At 66.0% G+C, this 18,084-nt stretch carries 24 protein-coding genes; 12 read left to right on the top strand and 12 right to left on the bottom strand.

Features of this window, described 5'->3' with window-relative positions:
* Nucleotides 1–211 precede the first annotated feature (211 nt).
* Entirely contained in the window at nt 212–517 is a 306-nt protein-coding gene (locus tag ACFW6D_RS16180; protein ID WP_379328852.1) for a hypothetical protein, read from the top strand.
* Nucleotides 518–599: 82 nt separating this feature from the next.
* Nucleotides 600–938: a hypothetical protein gene (locus ACFW6D_RS16175; RefSeq protein WP_379328850.1), complete on the top strand. Its 339-nt coding sequence runs from the start codon at nt 600–602 to the stop codon at nt 936–938.
* A 79-nt stretch (nt 939–1,017) separates the two neighbouring features.
* Here ACFW6D_RS16175 and ACFW6D_RS16170 read toward each other — a convergent pair whose 3' ends face one another.
* Genes ACFW6D_RS16170 through ACFW6D_RS16155 form a run of 4 tightly spaced genes read right to left on the bottom strand, consistent with a single transcriptional unit; the run spans nt 1,018 to nt 5,406 of the window.
* Entirely contained in the window at nt 1,018–2,043 is a 1,026-nt protein-coding gene (locus tag ACFW6D_RS16170; RefSeq protein ID WP_379328848.1) for a pyridoxal phosphate-dependent aminotransferase, read from the bottom strand.
* A complete protein-coding gene (locus ACFW6D_RS16165; RefSeq protein ID WP_379329012.1) occupies nt 2,040–3,053 on the bottom strand; it encodes a 3-oxoacyl-ACP synthase III family protein in 1,014 nt (337 codons plus the stop codon). The genes ACFW6D_RS16170 and ACFW6D_RS16165 overlap by 4 nt, the downstream gene beginning before the upstream one ends.
* Before the next feature lie 2 nt (nt 3,054–3,055).
* The gene (locus ACFW6D_RS16160; RefSeq protein WP_379328846.1) at nt 3,056–3,715 is read right to left on the bottom strand and encodes an SRPBCC family protein; all 660 of its coding nucleotides are present in this window, start codon (nt 3,713–3,715) and stop codon (nt 3,056–3,058) included.
* Nucleotides 3,712–5,406 carry a thiamine pyrophosphate-binding protein gene (locus ACFW6D_RS16155; RefSeq protein ID WP_379328844.1) on the bottom strand — a complete coding sequence of 565 codons (1,695 nt, stop codon included), beginning with the start codon at nt 5,404–5,406 and terminating at the stop codon, nt 3,712–3,714. The genes ACFW6D_RS16160 and ACFW6D_RS16155 overlap by 4 nt, the downstream gene beginning before the upstream one ends.
* A gap of 141 nt (nt 5,407–5,547) precedes the next feature.
* Between ACFW6D_RS16155 and ACFW6D_RS16150 the strand changes: the two genes are divergently transcribed.
* The 3 genes from ACFW6D_RS16150 (at nt 5,548) to ACFW6D_RS16140 (ending at nt 7,927) form a co-directional block, all read left to right on the top strand.
* Nucleotides 5,548–6,072, top strand: coding sequence for an EXLDI protein (locus ACFW6D_RS16150; protein ID WP_379328842.1), 525 nt, complete (start codon nt 5,548–5,550; stop codon nt 6,070–6,072).
* A 113-nt stretch (nt 6,073–6,185) separates the two neighbouring features.
* On the top strand, nt 6,186–7,148 hold the full coding sequence (locus ACFW6D_RS16145; protein ID WP_379328840.1) for an ATP-binding cassette domain-containing protein: 963 nt from the start codon (nt 6,186–6,188) through the stop codon (nt 7,146–7,148).
* Nucleotides 7,145–7,927 carry an ABC transporter permease gene (locus ACFW6D_RS16140; RefSeq protein ID WP_379328838.1) on the top strand — a complete coding sequence of 261 codons (783 nt, stop codon included), beginning with the start codon at nt 7,145–7,147 and terminating at the stop codon, nt 7,925–7,927. Before ACFW6D_RS16145 ends, ACFW6D_RS16140 begins: the two co-directional genes overlap by 4 nt.
* Before the next feature lie 53 nt (nt 7,928–7,980).
* Here ACFW6D_RS16140 and ACFW6D_RS16135 read toward each other — a convergent pair whose 3' ends face one another.
* The 3 genes from ACFW6D_RS16135 to ACFW6D_RS16125 form a co-directional block, all read right to left on the bottom strand.
* Entirely contained in the window at nt 7,981–8,679 is a 699-nt protein-coding gene (locus ACFW6D_RS16135; protein ID WP_379328836.1) for a zf-HC2 domain-containing protein, read from the bottom strand.
* Nucleotides 8,676–9,185, bottom strand: coding sequence for a sigma-70 family RNA polymerase sigma factor (locus tag ACFW6D_RS16130; RefSeq protein WP_379328834.1), 510 nt, complete (start codon nt 9,183–9,185; stop codon nt 8,676–8,678). The genes ACFW6D_RS16135 and ACFW6D_RS16130 overlap by 4 nt, the downstream gene beginning before the upstream one ends.
* Nucleotides 9,186–9,251: 66 nt before the next feature.
* Nucleotides 9,252–9,890, bottom strand: a complete 639-nt coding sequence (locus ACFW6D_RS16125; protein ID WP_379328832.1) for a YqgE/AlgH family protein — start codon at nt 9,888–9,890, stop codon at nt 9,252–9,254.
* A 107-nt stretch (nt 9,891–9,997) separates the two neighbouring features.
* Here ACFW6D_RS16125 and ACFW6D_RS16120 point away from each other — a divergent pair, with 107 nt between their 5' ends.
* Nucleotides 9,998–10,756 (top strand): lysophospholipid acyltransferase family protein, encoded by a 759-nt coding sequence (locus ACFW6D_RS16120; RefSeq protein WP_379328830.1) that lies wholly within the window; start codon nt 9,998–10,000, stop codon nt 10,754–10,756.
* Here the strand turns inward: ACFW6D_RS16120 and ACFW6D_RS16115 are convergent.
* The gene (locus tag ACFW6D_RS16115; RefSeq protein ID WP_379328828.1) at nt 10,750–11,061 is read right to left on the bottom strand and encodes a GNAT family N-acetyltransferase; all 312 of its coding nucleotides are present in this window, start codon (nt 11,059–11,061) and stop codon (nt 10,750–10,752) included. The genes ACFW6D_RS16120 and ACFW6D_RS16115 overlap by 7 nt on opposite strands.
* Before the next feature lie 161 nt (nt 11,062–11,222).
* Between ACFW6D_RS16115 and ACFW6D_RS16110 the strand changes: the two genes are divergently transcribed.
* Nucleotides 11,223–12,347: a glycerate kinase gene (locus tag ACFW6D_RS16110; RefSeq protein WP_379328826.1), complete on the top strand. Its 1,125-nt coding sequence runs from the start codon at nt 11,223–11,225 to the stop codon at nt 12,345–12,347.
* Nucleotides 12,348–12,373: 26 nt separating this feature from the next.
* Here the strand turns inward: ACFW6D_RS16110 and ACFW6D_RS16105 are convergent, their stop codons facing one another.
* On the bottom strand, nt 12,374–12,751 hold the full coding sequence (locus tag ACFW6D_RS16105; protein WP_379328824.1) for a winged helix-turn-helix transcriptional regulator: 378 nt from the start codon (nt 12,749–12,751) through the stop codon (nt 12,374–12,376).
* A gap of 143 nt (nt 12,752–12,894) precedes the next feature.
* Here ACFW6D_RS16105 and ACFW6D_RS16100 point away from each other — a divergent pair, with 143 nt between their 5' ends.
* Together ACFW6D_RS16100 and ACFW6D_RS16095 are read left to right on the top strand one after the other, a co-directional pair.
* The gene (locus ACFW6D_RS16100; protein ID WP_379328822.1) at nt 12,895–13,770 is read left to right on the top strand and encodes an NAD(P)-dependent oxidoreductase; all 876 of its coding nucleotides are present in this window, start codon (nt 12,895–12,897) and stop codon (nt 13,768–13,770) included.
* A complete protein-coding gene (locus ACFW6D_RS16095) occupies nt 13,770–14,597 on the top strand; it encodes an NAD(P)-dependent oxidoreductase (protein WP_379328820.1) in 828 nt (275 codons plus the stop codon). The genes ACFW6D_RS16100 and ACFW6D_RS16095 overlap by 1 nt, the downstream gene beginning before the upstream one ends.
* 48 nt (nt 14,598–14,645) lie before the next feature.
* On the opposite strand, the gene ACFW6D_RS16090 is transcribed toward ACFW6D_RS16095, so the two are convergent.
* Entirely contained in the window at nt 14,646–14,882 is a 237-nt protein-coding gene (locus tag ACFW6D_RS16090) for a helix-turn-helix transcriptional regulator (RefSeq protein WP_379328818.1), read from the bottom strand.
* Between the two features lie 5 nt (nt 14,883–14,887).
* Here ACFW6D_RS16090 and ACFW6D_RS16085 point away from each other — a divergent pair, with 5 nt between their 5' ends.
* The 3 genes from ACFW6D_RS16085 to ACFW6D_RS16075 all read left to right on the top strand — a co-directional run bounded on the left by ACFW6D_RS16085 (nt 14,888) and on the right by ACFW6D_RS16075 (nt 16,697).
* Entirely contained in the window at nt 14,888–15,265 is a 378-nt protein-coding gene (locus ACFW6D_RS16085; RefSeq protein ID WP_379328816.1) for a helix-turn-helix domain-containing protein, read from the top strand.
* Nucleotides 15,169–15,960, top strand: coding sequence for an RNA-guided endonuclease InsQ/TnpB family protein (locus ACFW6D_RS16080; protein WP_379328814.1), 792 nt, complete (start codon nt 15,169–15,171; stop codon nt 15,958–15,960). Before ACFW6D_RS16085 ends, ACFW6D_RS16080 begins: the two co-directional genes overlap by 97 nt.
* A gap of 293 nt (nt 15,961–16,253) precedes the next feature.
* Nucleotides 16,254–16,697, top strand: coding sequence for a nitroreductase family deazaflavin-dependent oxidoreductase (locus ACFW6D_RS16075; RefSeq protein WP_379328811.1), 444 nt, complete (start codon nt 16,254–16,256; stop codon nt 16,695–16,697).
* Nucleotides 16,698–16,794: 97 nt separating this feature from the next.
* Here ACFW6D_RS16075 and aroQ read toward each other — a convergent pair whose 3' ends face one another.
* Nucleotides 16,795–17,250 (bottom strand): type II 3-dehydroquinate dehydratase, encoded by a 456-nt coding sequence (gene aroQ / locus ACFW6D_RS16070; protein ID WP_379328809.1) that lies wholly within the window; start codon nt 17,248–17,250, stop codon nt 16,795–16,797.
* Between the two features lie 15 nt (nt 17,251–17,265).
* Nucleotides 17,266–17,820, bottom strand: coding sequence for a hypothetical protein (locus ACFW6D_RS16065; RefSeq protein WP_379328807.1), 555 nt, complete (start codon nt 17,818–17,820; stop codon nt 17,266–17,268).
* Nucleotides 17,821–18,084 lie beyond the last annotated feature (264 nt).

The following is an 18,084-nucleotide window of genomic DNA, read 5'->3' as shown; positions in this document are numbered from 1 at the left end:
CGTGCGCGCACTCAGATGCGGGCAAGGCGCTCGGACTCGAGTAGTAGTTGGAGCTCCTCCGACAGCGGTTGGTCGAGCGGCAGCAGTTGGTCGGCGAGCAGCGACTCCGGATCCAGCAGTTGCGATACGAGTAGCAGCAGTTGCGGCGGGGGAAGCAGCAGCAGTTGTGGCGGCGGCAGCAGCAGCTGCTGACATTTGAACGAGGATCGTCATGATTTACGGCGCGGGAATTCTGGTAGCGCTGGTCGGCGTGATCGCCACCAGCCATTCATTGATGGTCGGCCTCGGCCTGCTCGGCTTCGCGGCGATACTGCTGGTGATCGGTGGCACGCTGACCTATCGAAATGCACGTCGCATCCGGTCGAGGCACCAGCGTCTGCGGGTCGGCATCGGTGGCAGACCCGGTCGACGCGGCATCGACGACGCGGACTCGTTGAGCGACCTCTACGGAGGTGACTACGGCGGCGGCGGCGGTTCCGGTGGTGGTGGTTGCGGTGGTGGCGGTGGCGGGGACTGAACCGCCGGTCACGAGACTCGACGCGGTTGATGAGGGATCATGGAACTACGCATCGTGAGTTCGACAGTCGCAGGAGGTTCTGATGGCCACAACACATGCTGACCTGCGAGGGAGCAAGCTCTACCTCGCGGGGGCCGGTCTCCTGGTGGTCATCGGCCTGATCGCCGCGGCACTCGGGTCGATGTACACTGCGGCGATTCTGTTCACAGCGCTGGTGTTTTTCCTCCTCGGCGTCACCCGGATCATGCTCGCGCCGAAACCGCGTGGGGGCGGCAAATCGGGCAAGGCCGGATGGATCGCGGCGGGCAGTGCCAGTGCCGGTTTCGCCGGAACAGGCGACGGCGGCAGCGGCTGCGGCGACGGCGGCAGCGGGGGAAGCTGCGGCGGCGGCGGGTGCGGCGGCGGCGGCGGTGGCTGCTGAGACGTGCGCAAGACCGGGACCTGGGAGGGGGTCAGGTCCCGGTCTTGGTGACCAGGTGTGCCGGGTCGGGTTGAAATGGTCAGCGGAGGTTGGCGAGGGCGGTGTGGACGGCTCGGCCTGCGGTGGGGTCGCCGACGGCGATGCGGGCGCTGCCGTCGGGGTAGGCCTTGGCTTTGATGCCGGCGCGGCGTAGGGCGGTGGCTACCCCCGGGCCGGGGAGGTAGAGGAAATTGGCGTAGCTGCGCGGGACGTCTATTGCGCAGGCGCGCAGAGACAATCGGAGGGCTTCTCTCTCGCGGTTGATGCGGTTGATGCGGTCGCGGAGTTCGGGGGTGGCGGCGTAGGCGGCGCGGACCGCGGCGACCGAGGTGGTGGGGATGCCGAACGGGAGCTGCTGGTCGCGGATTCGCTGGATCAGTTTTCCTCGGCCGACGCAATAGCCGATGCGCAGGCCGGCCAGGCCGTAGGCCTTCGAGAAGGTGCGCAGGACAAGCAGATTCGGGTGGCGGTGTAGGAGAGTGTGCAGGTCGAGTCGGTTTGCGGGGTCCAGGAATTCGACGTAGGCCTCGTCGAGGATCACCGGGACACGATGGGGGATCGCGTCGAGGAACGAGCGCACCGCGGCCGCGTCGAGGACGGTGCCGGTGGGGTTGTGGGGGCGGCACAGCACGATCAGGGCGGTGCTGCGGTTCACCGCGCGCCGCATCGCGGTCAGGTCCTGATTGCCCGCCGGATCCAGGGGGACCGGGACGAGTGTCATCCCGGCCATCTCCGCCATGATCGGATAGCCGTCGAAAGTCGGTGTGCTGCTGAGCAGTTCACCACCGCCGAGAGCACGCATCACCTGCATCGCGACACCGGTCGCCCCGGCGCCGACCACCACGTCGTCGGGCGAGACCCCGAGGTGGTCGGCGATCACCCGCGGCAACTCTTCCGGAAGGAAGTCCGGATACCGGTTCGCCTGGGTCAGCGCGATATTCACCGCCGCGATCACGGAAGGCAGTGGCGGAAAAGGGTTCTCGCTGAGACCGAGATCGAACAGCGTTGGTGTCGCGGTGGTGTGAAATCGACGGGAGGGGATCGTCGGTTCCACCAGCAGACTCATCGCGCCGCCCCCCATCGGATAGCCGCCGCACCGGCGAAATCACCCGCGTGCGCGAACGCCGACAACAGCACCACCGACCCGTTGCGCAACCGGCCCGCCTGGTTCTCCGCATCGAGCGTCACGGGAATCCCTGCGGCGAAAAGGTTTCCGCACTGATCGAAGGTATCGGGATGACGTTCGGCGGGCAGTTCCAGCGCGTCGTGCCAGTTGCGCAGGAACAGCCGGTTGGGCTGATTGGTGACGAAGGTGTCGATATCGCTGCTCTTCACTCCGATGCGTTCACACACCGCCAGCGCCACCTCGGGCACCAGCCGGTTGCCGCGCGCGAACACCTTGGTGATCTTGGATTCGGAGAAGCTCACGCAACCCTGACCCTCGCCCGGCTCCCAATATTTGCGCGGACCGTTCGTGGAAAAGTCCATATCACCGGCGAATTCGGGATAGGTGCGGGTTTCGATATCGAGAATCGGGCCCGAATCGTCTTTGCGCAGCAGGCCGATTCCACAGCCGTCACCGGGTACCGGCGCCTGCGCCAATTTCCGGATATCGGGCTGGGTGAACACCGGACCCGCGCAATTCTGGGCGGCGACGATCAGCGCGGTCTTCGCGTCGCTGGTGGCCATCATCATCCGGGCCATCGCCATCATCTGAACGAAGGCCGCGCAACCACTGTTGTGCACATCCAGGACCTGCGACGGACGAGCGCCGAGCCGGCGAGCCAGTTCAGGGCCGGCACCGAGCACCGGATTATCGGGCAGCTGGGTGTGGGTGATGATGATGTCGATCTCGGACGCCAGGTCGGCGCCGTGCCGCTCGCGCAGTGCGGCGAACGCCTTCTCGGCCATATCGACGGCGGTTTCGTCGCGGCCGATATGGTGGCGGCCGGTCGGCGAACGGAACATGACGTTCTTCGCCATCCGCTCCGAACGGGAGAACTGGGTGAAGTATTCGGTCGGGACGGGGTCGCCGGGCAGATAGCTCGCGACATCGACCAGACTCACCTGCGGCATATTCACTGCATCCACTCCGGCTTGATCGGCAGCCCGTTGGCCGCGCGGTATTCACAAATGGCTTTGAGGTTGTCCAGCTCGAGCTGGTGTCCGGCGGAGAACATCTCCCAGAAATCGCCGACCCACACGGGACGCTTCGGCGGTGCTGTTTCGGGATAACCGTTCTCGTCGTAGAAGGGGTGCTTGCAATTGACCCAGGTGACCACCGAACCGGGCTTGTTGAACACCACCTGGGCGTCGACCACTCGCATCAGATAGATCATCCAGAGGTGTTCGGACTGATCCCACGCGCAGTGATAGTCGACGGTCATCGCGTCGGAGTGGGCGACGGTGCGGGTGAAACACTTGGTCGCGTCACCGAGACGGTCATAGGACAGCCACAGGCCTGGCTCGTCGGTTTCGACGAAGCCGCGCAGGCTGTAGGTCCATTCCTCGAGCGAGCGGGTGTCGGCGAGGTATTCGTAGACCTCGCGCGGTGGTGCGGCGATGTAGGTCTGCACGGGGCAGTAGTCGCCGAAGATCTGGTCGTGCGGATAGACCGAACGCAGCATGTCCATGATGATCGGCGTGGTGGTCTCCCGGTCGGAGTTCTCGATCCGGATGACACCGGGCACCACCTCCTCGGGGATGTCGGACAGGGCGGGCAGGGCGCTGGTGGTCACGGGATGCTCCTGGATTCGAGGGCTGACAGAAACGGCAGAAAGGGTGGGACTTCGTCTGGGTCGCAGAGGATTTCGAGGAACGCGGGTCCGGGGGCGGTGAAGCCGCGCTCCAGAGCCTCGGCGAGTAGCGCGGGATCGGCGACGGTGTGGGCGGGCAGTCCGGGGAACATGGCCGCGAGGCCGGCACCCAGATGCGATGGCTGAAAACGGTTGAAGCTGTAGCGATCCTGGTAGTAGAGCTGTTCGCGGGTCACGCACATGGCGTGCGCGTTGTTGTTGAACACCACGAAGGTGATGGGCAGGTTGTGTTCGATCGCGGTGTGGATCTCCATGCCGTGCATGAAGAACGAGCCGTCGCCGGCGATGACGACGGTGCGGTGTGCGCCGTCGGGGGCGGCGCGGCGGGCGAACGCGGAGCCGATCCCCGCGCCGAAGGCGTAACCCATGCCGCCCATCCCGAGAGCGACCGTGAAGCGCCCGCCTTCGGGTACCCGTAGGTAATGCACCACCGATGCTCCGGTGTTACCCGCATCGGCGAAAATATCCGCGCCATCGGGCAGTGAGTTTTGGATTGCCTCGACGACCGTGCGGTAGCGCAAGCCGGGACCGGTTGCGTCCGGGACGGTCATCGGGGTGAGTCGGGGTGCCTGACCTGCGGGTTCGGGGGCCGTCGGTGCGGGGGCTCCGATGCCCGCCAGCAGTGTGGTGATGGTGGCGGCGAGGTTCGTGCTGGTGGCGTGGGTGGTCGACAGGTAGGGCGGCAGCGCGCCGACGCTGAGGACCGGCAGTTCGGCGAGTGCCGCGTCGAGCCCTGCGCGGGCGGTGACCGGTAGGCGGGTGCCGACCAGCAGGCAGGCACTCGCCGCGGAAAGCGCCTCGACCAGCTCGGCGTGGCCCATGCTGCCCGCGACACCGCAGTAGCCGGGGCCGGTATTGGAGTACACATCCTTGGCGTCGGGAGCCACACCGATCGAGGCGTCCAGCGCTTCGACCAGCTCGGCGAGTTCCACACGGGCATCGTCGCGAGCGATCTGATCACCGGCGATGATCACCACCTTGCCGAGCCGACGGGCGTCGGCGAGTTCCGTGGCGATGGTGTGATCCGGCGGTGCGGGGGTGGTATCAGTGCCGGTGGTTGCGCCCGCAGCGAGCGCAGACCGGGTTGGCATCAGTTGCTGCTGAACATCTTTCGGAATCAACAGCACCGCGGGTCCGCCACCTTCGGCCGCGGCGATCGCCGCGGCGAGCTGAGCGGGCAACTCGGCCGGATCGGTCACCCGGGCGCAATACCGGCTGATCGTCGCGAACAGTGCTGTTGCATCGATGGATTCGGCCAGTCCGCTCGAATCCTGGAACGCGCCGAGTCCTTCGAGGCTCGTCGGTGGTTGACCGACCAAAGCCAGCACCGGCACCCGTGACGTATACGACTCAGCCAGTCCAGCAACGAGATTCACTGCCCCGCCACCCGAAGTGGCAGCGACGACACCCATCCCGCCCGTGCTGCGCGCGTACCCGTCGGCCATCGTCGCCGCCGAGAATTCGTGCTTGGCGACGATCCCCGCAAGCGAGCCGCCCGCATCGAAGATGGCGTCGTACAGGTCCTCGATGTTGGCGCCGTCCACGCCGAAGATCTGGGTGATTCCCCGGTCGGCTACCGTTCGTACCAGGTAGTCCACCACTCTGTCCGGCATCGGCCCTCCTTCTCCGCGACGAAATGTGACGCCGTCGTGCACCGCGTCTATCGGGGACTACGAGACGCGCCGAGGGGGAGTTCAGAGGGTGGGCCGAATCCACCCCTTGTGTGTACGTACACTTATACGTATAGTGAGTTCATGCCCAACAAGACGATCTACGTAGCCGACGACGATCTCCCCGTGTTCCAGCGGGCTCAGGAGCTCGTCGGCGGCAACCTCTCGAGCACTGTGGTCAGCGCGCTGCGCAGGCTCATCGAGTTGGAAGAAGGCCGTGAGGCCGGCTTCGAGGAGATCACGTTGCAGGTGGGTCGCGACGGTGTCCGGCAGGTGCGCTTCCAGGGCTCACTGCTGGGCGAATGGCGCGATGCCGGTGACAAGCAGGCGCTGCACCAGGCGGTGTATCGCAGTCGCAAGGGCAAGCTCGTGCTCTACACGCACTCGGCGAAGTGGGAGGACTACCCGACCGGTGAGGCGGCCGGTGACATGAAGGAATGGAAGTACTGGCGCCGCATGTTCGGCATCGGCGCACCGTGGGACTGGGGCGACTACGACTACGAGATCCTCGATGACCTGAAGGATCTGAAGGGGCGCGTCCCCGACAAGCTCTACCGCAAGGTCGAGGACATGACCGCGCATCCCAAGGTCGAGGAACTCGACATCTAAGCCCTTCGGCGACAACCACATACCCAACCGAGCACCGCAGCCCCTGGGGGCTGTGTGGATCAAACATGCACTTATTCGCACCAATGAATGTAATCTTCTGGAAAGGGACGACCATGGTCAACTCGGCCATCACCGCACGCGGCCTGCACAAGGCCTACGGCGACAAAACAGTTCTCGACGGCATCGACATCACCGTCGCCGAGGGCACCGTCTTCTCGCTGCTCGGCCCCAACGGCGCGGGCAAGACCACCACCGTGCAGATCCTCACCACGCTGATCGACGCCGACGCCGGCGAGATCACCGTCGGCGGCCACGACGTGGTGACCGACGCGGCCGGAGTGCGCCGCATGATCGGTGTCACCGGACAGTTCGCCGCGGTCGACGAACTGCTGACCGGTCGCGAGAACCTGCAGATGATGGGCGACCTGAACCACCTCCCGAAGCGCGAAACCCGCAGTCTGGCAACTGAACTGCTGGAACGCTTCGACCTGGTCGAGGCCGCGGACAAGCCCGCGAGTACCTATTCCGGTGGCATGACTCGCAGGCTCGACCTGGCGATGACGCTGGTGGGCAACCCGCAGGTGATCTTCCTCGACGAGCCGACCACCGGTCTCGACCCGCGCAGCCGGCGCGCCATCTGGGACATCATCCGCGCCCTGGTCGACGACCTCGGCGTCACGGTGTTCCTCACCACCCAGTATCTGGAGGAGGCCGACCACCTGGCCGACCGCATCGCGGTGCTCGACCACGGTCAGATCGTCGCCGAAGGCACTGCGGCAGAACTGAAACGGCTGATCCCCGGCGGCCACATCCGCATCGATTTCAGTGCACAAGCCGCCCTCGACGCCGCCCGTTACGCGTTCGGCTCCACCGCCCAGGTACTCGAAGGCAGCGACGGGCTCACCCTCGCGGTGCCGGGCGACGGTGGCGTGCGCTCGCTGCGCGCGGTGCTCGATGTGCTCGATGCCGAAAACATCGAAGCGGGCGGCATTTCCGTGCACACCCCGAACCTCGACGACGTCTTCCTCACTCTTACCGGCCGTACCACCACCACCGAGCAGGAGTCACTGCGATGACCACCCAGATCAAGTCCAACTCGTACGCTTTCGCCGACACGATGACGATGTTGCGGCGCAATATAATTCACGCGAAGCGCTATCCGAGCATGGTCTTCAGCATCATCATCATGCCGACCGTGCTGTTGCTGATCTTCAACTTCGTGTTCGGCGGCGCCTTGGAGAAGTCGTCAGGCGGTAATTACATCGACTATCTGGCGCCCGGCATGATGTTGCTGCTGCCCGCGTACATGACGGTGTCGGTAGCGGTGTCGATCGCCAGTGACGCGAGCAAGGGAATCGTGAATCGCTTTCGGGTGATGTCGATTTCGCAGTCGTCGATGCTCACCGGGCAGGTGCTCGGCTCGCTGCTGCAGGCCATCGGCGGCATCGCCGTGATGACCGGCGTGGCACTGCTGATCGGGTTCCGGCCCAACGCCGATGTCGTGGAGTGGGTCGCCGCGCTCGGTCTGCTCGTGCTGGTGACCTTCGCGTTCTCCTGGCTCGCCATCGCGCTCGGCCTGATCTCACCCAATGTCGAAAGTGCCAGCAACGCACCGTTTCCGATCGTGATGATGCCGTTTCTCGGCAGCGGCTTGGTGGCCACCGACACCATGCCGGTCGGGTTGCGCCAGTTCGCCGAGTACCAGCCCTTCACGCCCATCACCGAAACCCTGCGCGGGCTGCTGATGGGCACCGAGATCGGCATCAACGGCTGGGTCTCGCTGGCCTGGTGCGCGGTGATCGCGGCCGGCGGCTTCCTCTGGTCGAAGTCGATCTTCCGCAAACAAGCGAAATAGTCTGTCGCACAAACAGTCCGGCCTCCAAGACGGAGGCCGGACCGTTTGTGTGTTCAGACCTGGGCGACCAACACCGTCCGCCCGGAATCGACGGAAGTGATCTCCACCTTGCTGATCGAATCCGGCGGGGCGTCGATGGTGCGATCCACCGTCAGTTCCGTACCGGGGCCCGCGGGCCACTGGTCGAGCTCGAACCGCTGCTCACCCGCGGTCACCACCAGCCCGTACGTGCGGGTGTAGCTGGAACCGTAGGCGCTCGGCGCGTAGCGGCAGGTCATCACCAGGCGCGTGCGGTCACCGTCGCGGACCAGCTTCACCTGCGCGCTCACCGGTGTCTGCTCCACCGCCTGCATCTGCTGTTCGGCGACGATCTGCTCGGTCGGCGTGTCCGAGCGGGCAACGGTCATCGTCACCGGAATCGCGATCGCCACCGCGGCCGCGGCAGCCGCCATCGCGCTCCCGACACCTGCCCAGCGTCGCCGCTTCCGTTTCCGTTCGGCGGCCGCGGCCAACGAGGGGATCAAGTCGGGGACCTGCGGCGCGAGTGGTTCGGGTGAGCCGATCATCGACAGCGCGGTATCGCGGTCGACCAGCCCGAGCATGCCGGGCATCCCGGACAGTTCGGCCACCGCCTGCTGGCAGTGCGCGCAATCGGTCAGGTGTGTTTCGTATTCGCGCCGCTCGGCGGCGCCAAGCGAACCGAGGACATAGGCAGCGTCCCAGGTGCTGTACTCGTCAGCGAGGTCGGTCATCGGTTCGTCACCCCCATCTCCTGAAGCGCCAGTCGCATGGCACGCATGCCGTAGTGCAGGCGCGATTTCACCGTCCCCGGTGGTATGCCCAGTTCGTCGGCGATCTGGGCCATGCCGAGGCCGCGATAGTAGGCACGCACGATCACCTCGCGATGATCCGGGCTCAACGTGTTCAGGGCGTCGGCCACCAGCCAGCCGTCGAGGGCCCGATCCGATTGGTCGGGGCTCACCTGCTCCGGCGGGGTGTCGGTGCCGAACTCGCGGCGATTGCGCGCGCTGCGGTGTTCGTCGACCGCGAGATTACGGGCCACGGTGAACAGCCAGGCGCGCGGCGAGGTGTCGGTCTGTTCGAGCACGGCGGGGCGTTGCCAGGCGCGCAGCAGGGTCTCCTGCACGATGTCCTCGGCCCGGCCCGGATCGCGCACCAACCCCAGGGTGAAGCGCCATAGTGCGGGTGCGTGCTCGGCGTAGAGCGCGCGCATCAGTTCGTCGCGACCATCGTTCATCGGCGGCCCTGGTCACTGCTCGTCGTAATTCATGTGTCACTCCTCGTGTCTGCAGGAGTAACGAGGTCAGTTGCGTTCGAGTTCAATCGGGTGGGTGGCGAGCAGAGCCAGCGGCAACGGTTGACGGCGCAGCACCGCGGCCCACAGATCGTGGCGGTCGGTGGCGATCGGATCCGAGGGCAGCGCCGACACCACAATCCAGTCGTCGTTGTCGAGTTCGCCGTCGAGCTGGCCCATCGACCAGCCCGCGTACCCGGCGAAAACCCGCAGCTGCTCGACGAGCGGGCCGATCTCGGCGGGGTCGGCGTCCAGGTCGACCAGCACCACCCGGCCGTCGACGCGGCGCAGGCCACGAATATCGGAGATGTCGACACCCGCGCGCAGCACCGCCAGACACAGCGCGGCATCGCGTTTGACCGGGCCGCCGATATAGAGGTCGGTCGGTGACGCGGCCAGATCGGCCCAGGCGGGCAGCACATCCACGACCGGGGTCTCGCTCGGCCGGTTCAGCACCACGCCCAGACTGCCCGCGTCGTTGTGCTCGATCACGTACACGACGGTGCGCCGGAAAGTGGGTTCCACCAGGTCGATCGCGGACACCAGCAGGTTGCCCGCGCGCACGCTCAGCGCGGGTTGACCGCGCCGCCGATCGTCGCCGTGCCCGTCGCGAGTCCGGCGCTCGTCCGGGTCGTCTCCGCCTGCCACCGAGCCATCATCGCATTTTCGGCGGCGGTGCGCGCTTCCCGCGGACCGGATCGGAACCGGAATTTCATCCCGCGCGCACGCCACGGATCGCCCGGTAGGGTCGCGCTATGCACTCGCCCGCCGTCCTGCTCGACGACAACGACGCCGTGTACGACTACTACCTGCGGCATCAGCAGAACAGGTGGAAGGCGTTGGCCTCGTACGCGGTGTTGGCCCGGCGATTCCAGCCGCGGGTGCGGTTCGCCGAGGGCGCGAAACAGCAGTTGAAGACGCTGATCCGCAGCGGGCGGCCGGTGATCTACGCGATCAATCATCTGTCGACCAGCGATCCGTACACGGTCGCGGCGACGGCGTGGCGCTCACCGTTGCGTTCCAAGATCGGGCGGGTGCGGGTGCTGGCCAAGGACGAGCTGTTCCTCGAACCCGAGCAGCGCCGCAAGGTGGACATGATGGGCGGGATTCCGGTGTTTCGCGGCAAGGACCACGGGATTCGCGCGGTCAATGCCGCAGGTCAGCGCATGATGGATGTGTGCGCGCAGCGGTTGGCCGCCGGTGATCACCTCGCGATCTTCCCCGAGGGCACCTGCAATGAGGTAGATCACACCAAGGTGCAGGCCGTGGGTAGCGGAATCGGGCATATCGCTTTTCGAGCGGCCAAGCTGGACGCGGCACCCGCGCTGGTGGCCATGGGGATGCATTACGGGGCCTACGAGGCCGGTGCCGAACCGACCGCGGCCGAGGTCGTGTCGGGCCTGGCCTACTTCCGGGCGCCGATTCTGGAACTGCCGCAGCGGCCCGCCGACATCGCCAGGCTCGTCAAGGAAGAGCTGCAACTGGCCGTCGACGGGGCCGTCGCGCACTACTGAGGCAGACCGAACAACTCTCTGGCCCGCTGCGGGACGTAGGCGATGTAGTCGGGATGGGTGGTGATGAAATGCAGGACCACCGGGCACATCGGCAAAACGCTGAAGCCCTCTTCGCGGCTGGCATCCAATGTCGCTTCGACCAGTACGTTCGCCAGTCCGCGGCCTTCGAAACGGGGGTAGATCTCGGTGTGGACGAGGGCGCGTTCGTCGCCGGTGTCCTGGTATTCGATGTAGCCGGCGGGGTGACCGTCGGTAGTGAGTTCGAACCGCTCGAGGGCGGTGTTCTTGCGGACCTCGGTCGCCATACAATGACGCTACAGCCTTCATAAGGACAACCCACTGATCAAGTGAGAACATGGGTAACTCCTCAACCACCTCCGAGCCGCTGCGCGCCTGACACCAGACCGACAGCGAACGGTCGAGCTCGACACGACACGCTGAAAACGCGGAGAGGCGGAACCGAACAGTGACTCCTGCACCGGTTGTTGTGCTCGCTCCGGACAAGTTCAAGGGTTCGCTTTCGGCGCCTGAGGTTGCCGAGGCGTTGCGGCGAGGGATTTCTCGGCGGGCGCCGAAGGCCGAGGTGCGGTGTGTGCCGGTGGCCGACGGTGGAGACGGAATGGTCGACGCTTTCGTCGCGTCGGGGTGGACGCGGGTGGAAGTGGCGGCGCCCGGACCCACCGGGGAGGAATCGACGGCGGTGTACGCGGTGCGTGGGGACACCGCGGTGGTGGAGCTCGCGGTCGCGGTGGGGTTGGTGAAACTGCCGGGTGGGCGGCTCGATCCGCTGCGGGCCGACACGTTCGGGCTGGGCGTGGTGATCGCGCACGCGCTCGACGCGGGGGCTCGCGAGATCGTGATCGGGCTCGGCGGCAGTGCTTCGACCGATGGCGGGTCGGGGTTGTTGCGGGCGCTCGGGCTGCGGTTGCTCGATCAGCAGGGGCTCGAATTGGCGGGGTATGGGGATGTGGCCGTGATGCTCGAGCAGGTTGCCTCGGTGGATCGGGGCGGGTTGCATCCGGCGGTTGCGACGGCGCGATTCACCTTGGCCTGCGATGTGGACAATCCGTTGCTCGGGCCGGCTGGTGCGGTGGCGGTGTACGCGCCGCAGAAAGGCGCGACCGCGCGGCAGATGACGAAACTCGAAGCGGGACTGACTAATTGGGCAGCGGTGCTGGGCACCGGGTACGCCGAGATCGGTGGGGCCGGTGCTGCGGGCGGCACGGGGTTCGGGGCGCTCGCGGTGTTGGGGGCGCAGGTGCGCAGCGGGATCGATGTGCTGCTCGAGCTGCTGGAATTCGCGGCGTTGCTCGACGAGGCCACGCTGGTCGTCACCGGTGAGGGGTCGCTGGATCATCAGAGCATGCACGGGAAAGCGCCCGTCGGGGTGGCGGCGGCGGCGAAGCGGGCGAAGGTACCGGTGATCGCGGCGGTGGGGCGAACCCTGTTGTCGTCCGGGGAGATTCGAGCCGCCGGGTTTGCCGCGTGCTATCCGCTCAGTGACCTCGAACCCGATCCGGCACGTTCGATCAGTGCCGCGGCGGAGCTACTCGAGCGGATCGGCGAGCGAATCGCCTTGGAGCACTTGTAGTTACAACTTGCGCGAATCGCTGAGAGTTACAGCGCGATTCGAGAGGGCGCAGTCTCCGGTGCGGAGGTTCGCGTAACGGCGGCCAGTTCCGAACGGTTGCTGTTGCCCCAGGTTTCGAGCGGCTCCAAGGCCAGGCGCAAGGTTTCGCCCAGGGGAGTCAGTGAGTACTCCACGCGCGGGGGGATCTCGGGAAAGATCTCGCGATGCACCACGCCGGTGCTCTCCAGATGCCGCAGGTTCTCGGCGAGCACCTTCTCGCTCACACCGTCGAGCAGCCGCCGGATCTGACCGAACCGCTGCGGTCCGCCGCCGAGCACCCACATCAGGTGCAGCTTCCATTTACCGCCGACCACGTCGATGGCCAGGCTCATACCGCACACATCGTGATCTGCGTCACTGTTCATCGTCGCCACACCCTTCTGACCGTATTTCGAACCTTTAGGTAAGCAACCACACCACAACGTTCGGTCTTCCCGACGATACCCGGGCCGACCACCATGGAAAGCGACACCGAATCACCCAGTATCGAAAAGTGAAGGGCCACAACATGTCCGAGAAAATCTCCGCCGTTTCCGTGCTCGGCCTCGGCCCGATGGGTCAGTCCATGGTCAAGGCATTCCTCGAGGCAGGCGTCGAGGTGACGGTGTGGAATCGCAGCACCGCCAAGGTCGACGCCATGGTGGCGCTGGGCGCCAAGCGCGCCGACACCGTCGCCGAGGCGCTCGACGCCAACGAGGTCTCCGTGCTCAGCCTGACCCACTACGACGCCATGTACGACGTGCTCGGCCAGGCGCTCGACCACCTACCGGGCAAGGTCATCGCCAACCTGTCGTCGGATTCCCCGGAGAAGGCGCGGGCAGGCGCGAAGTGGGTCCGCGAGCACGGCGCCGAGTTCTTCTCCGGCGGCGTGATGTCGGCGGGCGACAATATCGCCCATCCCGCGTCTTACATCTTCTACAGCGGGCCGAAAGCGGTGTTCGACGCGCACGCCGGACTCCTGCGCCCGCTGAGCCCGCAGGAATACCTCGGCGCCGACGACGGCCTCGCCCAGGTCTACTACCAAGCGCTGCTGACGATTTTCCACCCCTGGCTGCTCGCCTTCGACCAGGCGACCGCCGTGATCGCGAAGTCCGGGCACGATATCGCCCAGTTCGTACCGTTCGCGGTCCGCGCGAGCGAGGCGTTCCCGTACTTCATGGACGAGTTCTCCAAGGCCAACCAGAACGGCGGCTGGGCCGACCTGGCGAGCCTGAAGATGATGGACGCGGGCGCCCAGCACATCATCGACGCCAGCGAGGAAGTCGGCGTCGACGCGGGCTTGTCCCACCTCGCCCAGTCGTACTGGCGCAAGGCCCTCGCCGCGAGCGAGACTGCGGGCGAACCGGTTTCGACCTACGCGCTGATGCTGGGCAAGGCCTCCTGATGCCGGGCCGATCCGTCACCGTGGTCGGGCTCGGCCCGATGGGGCAGCAGATCGTGCGCGCCTATCTCGCGGCCGGAGTCGCGGTGACGGTCTGGAACCGCACCCCCGAGAAGGCCGACGGGCTCGGCGCCGAGCGGGCCGACTCGATCGCCGAGGCGGTGGCGGCGGCCGAGCTCATCGTGCTCAGCCTGACCCACTACGACGCGATGGACGCGGTCCTCGATTCCGTCGATCTGACCGGCAAGGTCGTGGTCAACCTGTCCTCGGATTCCCCACAGCGCACCAGGGAAGGCGCGGCGTTCGTCCGGGCGCGAGGTGGTGAGTTTCTCTCCGGTGGGGTGATGGCTCAGCCGGAAGAGCTCGCAGGCTCGTCGGCTTACATCTTCTACAGCGGACGCCCGGAAGTCTTCGAGGCGCAGCGAGAGTTGTTGCGGCCCTTGGCGGCAGCGGAATATCTGGGTGCCGACGACGGTGCGGCCCAGGTCTACTACCAGGCGATGCTCGCCCTGTTCCTGCCGCTGCTGCTCGGCTACGAACAGGCGCTGGCGATCATCGAGCGGTCCGGCTCCGAGATCGCTCGGTTCCTGCCCTACGCCCAGCGCTCACTGGGCAGTCTCGGCGACCTGTACGCCGCGTGGGCGGGGATGGCAGAGGAAGGCGGCCTCGCTGATGCGGCCTACCTGCGGATGATGGCGGCCGGTGCGCGGCATGTCGTGGAGACCGGCACCGCGGTCGGCGTGGATACCGTGCTGGCGGAATCGGTTTCGTCCTACTGGGACCGAGCCGTCGGCACGTCGGCCTCGACATTTCAGCTGCTTCGCCGATGACACACCAAAACCGTCCGGCACAGTTGCTGCCGGACGGTTCGGTCGTGCTCAGGCGGTCTCGGCGCCCAGCCTCGGGAACGGCTCGGTGGAGAACACCACTTCCACCGCTACCTCGAAATAAGCCGCGAGGCGCAGGGCCAGGTGCAGGCTGGGGCTGTATTCGCCCCGCTCGAGGTAGCCGACGGTCTGGTAGTGCACACCGAGTGCCTCGGCCAGGTCCCGCCGCGAGATGCCACGCTCGGCGCGCAACATCGCGATGCGGTTGTAGATGACCTCATGCCACATGAAACATGAGGCAGTGGACCGCTGTTCGGAGCTGTCCGTGTCGGAGGCGTATGTCACACTTCTCGATGATGAGCCGCCACACGACCTTCCGGTATTGTCTCGACCCCACAGTCGAGCAGTCCGTCATGCTCGCTCGGCATGCCGGTGCGGCCCGATGCGCGTTCAATCAGAGCCTTCATTTCGCGAAGTCCGCACTCGCAAAACGTAAGATCGGTCCGGAGTCCCCGGTTCCGTGGACAAGGTTCGACCTGATCAACGCGTTCAACACGTGGAAGAAGTCCGAAGCTTGGCCACTGAGGCATCCGAACTGCACTCGACTTGCCGCCACCATGCACGGAAAAGCGGCGATGATGGGGGTTGGGTCGGAATCGATCGCGGGCTGACCGCCTTTGCTGTCGCCGCGACCGCCGACGGAACAGAACGCGCACGTATCGCCGCCGCACCTAAGCCTTTGTCCACCGAACTGGGTCGGCAACGTCGGCTGGCGAAATCGATGTCACGGAAACAGAGGGGATCACACAACTATCAGCAAGCGGCCGCCCGGCTGGGGCGCCACCATTGTCGAGTCGCGAATATCCGACGTCATTTCGCCCATCAGATCGCTAACAGGCTGGTCAAAGCCCACGACCGGCTCGTTGTCGAAGACCTGAATGTGGCAGGAATGCTCGGCAACCGTCGTTTGGCGCGCGCTATCAGCGACGTCGGCTGGGCCGACTTCGCCCGGCTGTTGGTCTACAAGCAGCAATGGCGTGGCGGCACGGTCACCGTCGCGGATCGCTGGTATCCGTCTAGTAAACGGTGCTCTGCCTGCGGTGTACCCAATTCGACGTTGTCGTTGGCGGATCGAGTGTTCATCTGCGAGTGCGGTTTTCGCGCCGACCGAGACCACAACGCGGCCGTCAACCTCGCACTCTGGCCGACGGTGCAACAGAACTTTTCACGATCCCCGGACCCCCGAGCAGGAGGCCGGGTCACCAATGTCCGCCGACGGGAAGGCACTGACCGACACCCTATTGGTATCGGTGAAACCGTCCCGGTCGACGCGGGAACCGAAGTTCACGCCTCGCTGGTGGCGTGAACCGACGACGCCCGAGAAGGGCGGTGCCTGGGCCTGTCGGGCAGGGCACGCTATCAGGAGGCACGTTGCATAAGTCAGATCTTGATCTTGCAACGGCTAGGCAGCGAAACGCGGCGGCCTACGCTGAGTGCAACCCGCGATTGCTGGACCTCGGCACGCGAGGCTGAGCGGCAATACTTTCGCCGAAACTGGACATTTCGGAAACAGAGAGCACTGCTCTTGACTTTGTCCGGTGGCGCGCGCATGCTTGTACTCAACAGAGAGCAGCGCTCACAGTTCGAGGAGTGATCGACATGACCAACACCCGCCACCTGCCCCCGACCGGCATCGATCCGATCGTCAACAAGATCGCCAACCTGCTGCCCAAGTTGGGGATCAGCATCATGGGTTCGCGACTGCTCGCGGTGCGCGGGCGCAAGAGCGGCGAATGGCGCACCACCATGGTCAATGTGATGACGGCTGCCGACGGCGAGCGCTACCTGGTCGCGCCGCGCGGGCACGTGCAGTGGGTGCGCAATCTGCGCGTGGCAGGCGAGGGTGAGCTGCGGCTCGGTCGCAAGGTCGAAACGTTCACGGCCACCGAGGTTCCCGATGCCGACAAGATCCCGCTGCTGCGGCTGTACCTGGAGAAGTGGGGCTGGGAGGTCGGCAAGTTCTTCGAAGGCGTCACCAAGGACGCGACCGATGCAGAGCTTGCCGCGATCGCCCCCGGTTTCCCGGTTTTCCATCTCGCATGATTGCGCGAGAACATGGGTAACTCACCGGGCACGGGCTGACTCACTCACTGTAGGGCCGTCGGCCGCGTCCTCGGATCGCCCCGCGCCTGGGTCTGGCTTAAATTCGCGGAGAGGCGGCACAGTACTCGATCGCGGCGGCGTAACCCTGGATGCCGAGGCCGGCGATGACCGCGGTCGCGATCGGGGAGATGTAGGAGTGGTGCCGGAACTCCTCGCGCGCGTGCACATTGCTGATGTGCACCTCCACGATCGGCACCTCCGGGATCACCAGGGCGTCGCGCAATGCGACCGAGGTGTGGGTGAGGCCGCCGGGGTTGATGACGATGGCAGAGGCCTCGCCGCGGGCCTGCTGGATCCGATCGATCAGGGCGCCTTCGTGATTGGACTGGAAGGCCACCACCGTGCGGCCGAAGCGGGCGGCGGTCTGTTCGCACAGGGCGACGACATCGTCGAGGGTGTCGGCGCCGTAGATCTCGGGCTGCCGGGTGCCGAGCATGTTCAGGTTCGGCCCGTTGACGACCAGGATCGGACCAGTGGCCTGCACGCTTTCCATGCAGGCCACCTTAAGTCACAGACCCGTTGGGCCCTCCGAACGCAGGTCGTCGACTTTGCGCATGGCCTCGCGGAGTTCGGCCAGCCAGGTTTCGGCGTGCTTGCCCGCGAGTTTGACGGTCCAGGCGAGGGCGTCGGCGCGGGAGCGGGCTACGCCTGCGTCGATGAGGGTGTCGAGGACCTGGCGTTCGGGCTGGCGCAGGCGGGTCATCACGGGGACGGCGAGGTGGGTGAAGACGGTTCGTTGGCCGTCCACTCGCACGCCCCAGGCGACGCTGCGGCCGTAACGGCGCTGGGCCTCGTCGGCGATCTGCATGCGCGCGGGCCGGGTGGACTCGCGGAAGCGGGCGAGGGTGCCCTCTTTCGTGGCGGTGCTCGCGTCCTCGGGGAGGGGGAGTTCGCCGACGACGACGATCTCGTCGCGGTCGATCTCGATCTCCACCGGCCCGGTGAACCAGTCGGCGGGCAATCGTCCGGCGAACCAGTCGGGGGCGTCGGCCGGATCGGGGAGGTCGGCTTGCTGCCAGCCGCCGGGGCGGCCGAATCCGCGTTCGCGATGAGCGTTTCGCATGGAAATCACCTGCAATCTGTCTTACGCACGTTGCGTTGATTACAAGATTACGCCGATATGAGTGTGCGAGATTCCGCTCTGCGTGAACGGGTGAATTCCGGTTCGCACGGGGGTGCCCATGGGGTTGGCTGTCGGTAGGCCTGGGTACCCTCACGTTGAATCGCCGGACAAATGCGAGATCCGCACCACCCGGCGTAGCTGTCGGTACGGTTGACACAGCAGTTGTTGCCGCTTACTGGGCGAGGTTGGAAATCCTGTCCTCAT

The sequence above is a fragment of the Nocardia sp. NPDC058705 genome, assembly GCF_042749305.1.
Taxonomy (GTDB): Bacteria; Actinomycetota; Actinomycetes; order Mycobacteriales; family Mycobacteriaceae; genus Nocardia.
Note: the sequence above shows the minus strand (reverse complement) of the source record. Positions and strands in the feature narration are given on the sequence as shown.